Raw genomic sequence first — 4333 nt, 5'->3', positions numbered from 1 at the left:
GTCAGCGACATCTTTGTATTTCATAATGAGAGACTCCGATAGAGAGTCGAAAGCCGTTTTTCTCATAAACGACTGGATGAAGCGTGGTCGACCAACAATACATGCACGCTGGCGACCTACTATGCTTAGTTAGAAAGCCAAAAGTCAAAATAGTTGCAAAATATTAATAATTAAATGGTTTTATTGCAATCGACCTGCCCCTACAAATATTTAAATTAAGGTACTTAGATAACGATCTTTCCCGCTTCAAATTTTCCGAGCCGATCAACGATATCCATTAAGAGGCTGGCGTAGGTAAGAAAAGACGCGCGTAGATAGCCCAGATCGTTGGGATCGAAGTCGGGATGATTACCTGCCGCGAGGGTGTTATAGATCACTGCCCATTTGACAAGCTCCAAGATCAACTGACGACAATGTTCATAGCTCTCGATCGATCCCACATGACGCTTGAACGAATAGTAGATGATCTTTGGATCTTTGTTGACCTTTACCCCCGTTTTCACGGCGATGAACTCGCGGAAAAATGCCTCGGCCCCACCTGTCGGCGTCGCGGTGAAAAGTGCTTCAAACTTTTCCGTGTAAAGGGCGACAAGCTCGTCTTCCTGGGATCTGGAAACGTCATAGTGTCGGAAGGTGAAGATAAAGTTCTTAATCAGGTCTGGACCTGACAAGGATTTGCCGGCAGAGTTGATGGATTCAAAGACGGAGTTTTCGTCCTGGTCGTCGTCCAGAAAGATCGCCACGACTTTGACCCGATCAAGAATGGCTGGCAACTCCGCGAGCCGCCAGTCACCCTCCTTACGCAAGTGCTCGAGAGCCCTTCGGATATGTCTGTAGTTCTCCCAGTATCGGGTCTCTTTATCGGTCGCCCCAATCGCATCAAGAGAGCCGGAAAGCAGCCGATCCAGCGTCTTTTGATGATCCATATTATTGAGTTTCAGTCGCCTAACGTTGCCATCGTCGACGTACAAAGCTCGCGTGATTGCGCGAGCCGACGCTAGCTCGTCGTCGTTGCTTTCATGCTCCAAATATAGGTCGCGCAGTGCGCAAAGAATCAGGATGGTTGTCGTAATTCGCTGCTGGCCGTCGATCACCGTGCGTTCCGTGACGAAGCCTCGGTTCTGGTTCTTTAGAATGACATTGCCAACATAGTATTCTCCATTGTTGTTGCCCCGATATTCGGCTGCGAACTCAAGAATATCGCTTAACAACTTTTCGACTTGGTGCTTGGCTTCCCAAGTGTATGACCGCTGATAGATCGGAACATGGAACGACATGTTGTCGCCCATAATGAGATTGCGAATGCTCTTGGAGTGCCCTTCGATTGCCATGAAATATGTTCTCCGAGACAGGAAGCGTTCGAGGGAGTACGTTTTGCGCCGAAGGCGTCGTAAATGACGCATGGCTGTCACCGGCGCTGCGAGATCGATCGGGACGACCGTTTCGAGTAACCATCAGCAAATCCCGACCAGGAACGCGGCGGGCGGTAGTATCGGGATGCCGCGCCAAGGGTGCAGTTGCGTAAGGTGTGGATCGCTGGCGACGATCAGCTCCGCCTCTGCCGTCTCTGCCAAGGCCAGAAACATGTTGTCCTTGGGGTCAGGACAATCCGAGACCGTCGTATCAACCTCGATCATCAGCGCGTGGGCACGAAAGCCGGCGACGAATGCCTGGCGTTGCGAAAGCGAAGCTCATGGACCAACCGGTCGATATCCGCGTCGGTCAAGGCCGCCGCCTCCGGCGAGGTTGCAGTGGCTCGCCGATAGTTGGCATACCAGCTTACTGCTTTTTCGCGGCGCGTGTTTAAGTCCTGTAGCGCCTTGTGGTCGTGCTCGCAGACCACGTAGGCAACCGGCCGACCGCGCCGGGTAATCTCGATGGGCTCCCGTTGTGCCTGATCGATCAGATCCCCGAAGCGATTTTGGGCCTCGACCGCTGTCACTACAATCATGATGCGCTCCAAGTATGGCTGCCAGCGTTCAACTTACGTTCAAGGACAGAAGGCAGGTGTGTGCGAAGCGTACCGGCATAGTCCCGACCTGCCGCGATGGCCCGGTCGAGGTCCTCCCGGTGGTCGAAATAATAGGCCAGGGCGGAATAGATCTCGGCAAGATCGAGGTCGTATTCAGCGCCGATCTGATCGGCACTCATTCCCAGTTGCTCATGCCACACCGCGATATCCCGGACCTTGATCCGATGGCCGGCGATATGGGGTTCGCCGCCGGCAAACCCTGGGTTCACCTCAATGTGCGCGTCCAAAACATTGATCATAGGCTTCAAATCGTCGCTTGCAGGTGTCGATGACTGGACCGCGTGTCGCTGGCGTCTTCTTGCGGAAGACCTCGCCGATAATCACCGCGTCGTGGTCCAGCCGATAGATGATGCGCCAAGTCCCGGCGGTGTCGTTGTATCAGACTTCGGGCAAAATGCTCAGCGCGCGACGGCTTGGCAGGCGATAGATCTCGAAATCGCGCCGATCGAGAGTGAAAATCCGGTCTATGCCTTCGCGTGCCGCGATTCGCATGAGGGATGCGTCCGCGAAATCCATCGGGAGATCCCGGTACTTGTACATCGACGCCTGTATATGCGGCAAATCCGCCGGCCCCAGATCGAGAACGCGAATCGCGCCCCGCTCGATCATCTGCAATAACCCGAGCTGGGCCGTCGTCGAGAAGCCGAGCAGATACATCGCCTCCGTTACAGGAATCCATGTCGTAAACAAAGGCGGCGCCAGGGCCTTCATCACAGCGACACAAGACTCATGGGCCGAATCGCTCGCGCTCAGGATCGCGACCATCGGCCCCGCGTCGATCAGCACACGCGCTCTGATCATTCTGTCTTGCGTCCTTGCAGAAGCGCCCGAAATGCCTGCTTGTGGGTCCGCGCCAGATCTGTGGGTCCGTCCTTGCCAACCCCCACCAAATCGCCGATCAGGTCGAACGCGCTACACTCACTCGCTTCGTCGGATTGCGCTGCTTCAAGCGCAATCAGCGCATCACGCACGAGGTCCGACTTGGAGCGCCCGGTCGTCGATGACAAGCGATCGAGACGGGCATCCGTCTCGCGATCCACGGAAATCGTTGCCTGCATAGCCTGCCTCGCCTTGTTGCCCGGGGGTGATCGTTCCGGAGAACGAACGCATCGTCTGCGTATACGCACGGCATCGAAGCCGCGTCATGCTGGTGTATTGCCGGGCTCCAGGGCGCCGGCGCCGTACCAGCGCAGCGCCGCGGCCACCCTTGAAGGGTCCTGCGGAAACTCCGGTTTGGTGGCCAAGATCCGCCAATGTGCGCGTCAAAGAGCTTGCGTGACATCGCTCGTGTGGACTACAGCGACCCCCAAGCACTCTTGCGCCGCCCCAGCCGCAGCCGCGGCAGGATGAGACCGAGCAGGATGCCGCCGGCCAGGACCCCGGCGCCGCTCAGGAACCAGCGCTGGTTGGCCTGGTTCTTGAGATCCCGGTTCTCCTGCTCCAGGTCGGCGCCCGAGCGGGTCAGGGCCGCCACCTGGACGCGCAGGCGCTCCCGGTCGTTGGTGACTTCCAGCACGTTGGCGCTGGCGTGGCGAATGGTCGCCAGGTCCTGCTCCAGGCGCTGCTTGTCGCGCTCCAGTTGCTGGTAACGCGACTTAAGCTCCGCCAGTTCGGTCTGGGTCTTGGCGAACCGGGCGGCGACCGCGTCCGGGTTCTGTTGCAGTTCGGCCAGGCGCGCCTCCAACTCGGCCAGCCGGTTGCGCGCCGCGGGTTCGCTCTTGAGCTGGTCCTCGGGGACGAACCCGACAGTCCCGTCCGCGGTCCTGACCCGGGCGAATTTCGTGGTCTGGTTGACCCCCAGGACCTCCAGCGGGGTGCCGCTGGGCAGCATCTTGAGGATCTTGTAGCGGGTGCTGTCGCCGGCGCGCAGGGTGATCTGCACCTCATCGGTCACATAACGGGTCTCGGCCCGGCCCCAGGTCGGGGTCAGGAGCACGGCGCACAGGCCGAGCAGCAACGGCACTGATGGTCTCACGGGGCGTTCTCGCTACGACTTGTCTTAAGGCCGCCAGCGGCGGTGGGAAAATTGAGCGCCATTTTCGTTGTCGTTGTCGTTGTCGTTGTCGTTGTCGAGGTTATCGTAGCGCCCTGAATTCTCCAAGGCCTCGATCATCGTTCCGGTCGCCGCCCATGGGTCCCGCACAGGAGGTCGAGGCTTTTCCGTGAAAGTGCGTAGTCAGGCCATCCTGGCCTGACGGTGTCGGGGCTGGAACAGTCAGGGCTGGAAGCCCTGACTACGCCGCCCCGCACGCTGGCCATCGGCTAGCGGTCGAGAGGACTTTCATGTTCCGGGGTGGCGCG

General features: G+C 58.2%; 7 protein-coding genes. All 7 read right to left on the bottom strand.

Going from position 1 to position 4333, the window contains the following annotated elements; genetic code table 11:
- Positions 1-224: 224 nt before the first annotated feature.
- Positions 225-1331, bottom strand: a complete 1107-nt coding sequence (locus tag QZY48_RS18385) for a DUF262 domain-containing protein (RefSeq protein ID WP_295433844.1) — start codon at positions 1329-1331, stop codon at positions 225-227.
- Positions 1332-1454: 123 nt separating this feature from the next.
- Positions 1455-1637 carry a PIN domain-containing protein gene (locus QZY48_RS18380; RefSeq protein WP_295433842.1) on the bottom strand — a complete coding sequence of 61 codons (183 nt, stop codon included), beginning with the start codon at positions 1635-1637 and terminating at the stop codon, positions 1455-1457.
- On the bottom strand, positions 1637-1963 hold the full coding sequence (locus QZY48_RS18375; RefSeq protein ID WP_295433839.1) for a type II toxin-antitoxin system Phd/YefM family antitoxin: 327 nt from the start codon (positions 1961-1963) through the stop codon (positions 1637-1639). The genes QZY48_RS18380 and QZY48_RS18375 overlap by 1 nt, the downstream gene beginning before the upstream one ends.
- Positions 1948-2271: a DUF433 domain-containing protein gene (locus tag QZY48_RS18370; protein WP_295433837.1), complete on the bottom strand. Its 324-nt coding sequence runs from the start codon at positions 2269-2271 to the stop codon at positions 1948-1950. The genes QZY48_RS18375 and QZY48_RS18370 overlap by 16 nt, the downstream gene beginning before the upstream one ends.
- A gap of 139 nt (positions 2272-2410) precedes the next feature.
- A complete protein-coding gene (locus tag QZY48_RS18365) occupies positions 2411-2818 on the bottom strand; it encodes a type II toxin-antitoxin system VapC family toxin (RefSeq protein WP_295433834.1) in 408 nt (135 codons plus the stop codon).
- A gap of 11 nt (positions 2819-2829) precedes the next feature.
- Complete coding sequence (locus tag QZY48_RS18360) at positions 2830-3090, bottom strand: ribbon-helix-helix protein, CopG family (protein WP_295433832.1); 261 nt, start codon at positions 3088-3090, stop codon at positions 2830-2832.
- A 236-nt stretch (positions 3091-3326) separates the two neighbouring features.
- On the bottom strand, positions 3327-4007 hold the full coding sequence (locus QZY48_RS18355; RefSeq protein ID WP_295433829.1) for a TIGR04211 family SH3 domain-containing protein: 681 nt from the start codon (positions 4005-4007) through the stop codon (positions 3327-3329).
- Positions 4008-4333 lie beyond the last annotated feature (326 nt).

This window comes from uncultured Thiodictyon sp. (assembly GCF_903828115.1).
Classification (GTDB): Bacteria; Pseudomonadota; Gammaproteobacteria; order Chromatiales; family Chromatiaceae; genus Thiodictyon.
Note: the sequence above shows the minus strand (reverse complement) of the source record. Positions and strands in the feature narration are given on the sequence as shown.

What these genes read in the sequence shown, in the direction of transcription:
- QZY48_RS18385 (WP_295433844.1), bottom strand. Translation starts at nt 1,331, where the DNA reads ATGGCAATCGAAGGGCACTCCAAGAGCATTCGCAATCTCATTATGGGC.
- QZY48_RS18380 (WP_295433842.1), bottom strand. Translation starts at nt 1,637, where the DNA reads ATGATCGAGGTTGATACGACGGTCTCGGATTGTCCTGACCCCAAGGAC.
- QZY48_RS18370 (WP_295433837.1), bottom strand. Translation starts at nt 2,271, where the DNA reads ATGATCAATGTTTTGGACGCGCACATTGAGGTGAACCCAGGGTTTGCC.
- QZY48_RS18360 (WP_295433832.1), bottom strand. Translation starts at nt 3,090, where the DNA reads ATGCAGGCAACGATTTCCGTGGATCGCGAGACGGATGCCCGTCTCGAT.